Genomic DNA, 718 nt, shown 5'->3' with positions numbered 1-718 from the left:
CGCCCGGCGGGCCCAGTGCACCGCGAGAGCCGTCTTGCCGATCCCCGCCATGCCGGACAACGCCGAGATCACCGCGACGGTCGGCCGCTGGCCCGGGTGGGCCAGTAACGCGTCCAGTTCGGCCAGTTCCTCGGTGCGGCCGGTGAACGGGTGCACGTCCGGAGGCAGCTGGGTCACCACCCGGGCGACCGCGGGCGCGCCGTTGGCCGCCTGGCAGAACGTGTCGCGTGCGTCGTCGGTCAGCCCGAAGGCGTCGGCGAGCAGGCGCACGGTGACCGGCCGGGGCTGGTTGATCCGGCCCGCCTCCACTTTGCCGATCGTGCTGGTGCTGACCCCGATCCGCTCGGCCAGGTCTTCCTGCGACAGGCCCAGCCGCCGCCGGTGCGCCCGCACGGTCAGCCCGAACGCCGATCCTCCGGTCACTCCCGGATAGTACCGATGAGTTACCGATGAAGTCTCTGGTGAGCCGGTGGCGCGGAGGCCAGGGTGGTAACGATCTGTCTGGATGTCTTCGGCAAACGGGGGATGGCATCACCGGACGACGTAGAGACGCGGCTTTGCCGTCCTGGTGTCCGCAGGCGTGACATACCGGATCAGGAGCACCGCCGCCAGGACGGTGACCGTGTCCCGCACCAGTGCGTACCCGGCCATGCCCCAGTCGAGGTCGGCGGCGGCGACCACGCCCTGCAGCACCACGCCCGAGGCGGCCGCCGTCGTG

The 718-nt window shown here is 71.4% G+C and carries 2 protein-coding genes; both read right to left on the bottom strand.

The features are described 5' to 3' along the window. Positions 1–423: helix-turn-helix transcriptional regulator (locus Ato02nite_RS51080; RefSeq protein ID WP_213013982.1), on the bottom strand; the 423-nt coding region annotated here is incomplete at its 3' end. A 108-nt stretch (positions 424–531) separates the two neighbouring features. Beyond that, positions 532–718 (bottom strand): hypothetical protein (locus Ato02nite_RS51075; protein ID WP_213013981.1); only part of this gene is annotated, 187 nt, incomplete at its 5' end.

Origin of the sequence: Paractinoplanes toevensis (assembly GCF_018332695.1) — a bacterium.
In the GTDB taxonomy this organism is placed as follows: Bacteria; Actinomycetota; Actinomycetes; order Mycobacteriales; family Micromonosporaceae; genus Actinoplanes; species Actinoplanes toevensis.
Note: the sequence above shows the minus strand (reverse complement) of the source record. Positions and strands in the feature narration are given on the sequence as shown.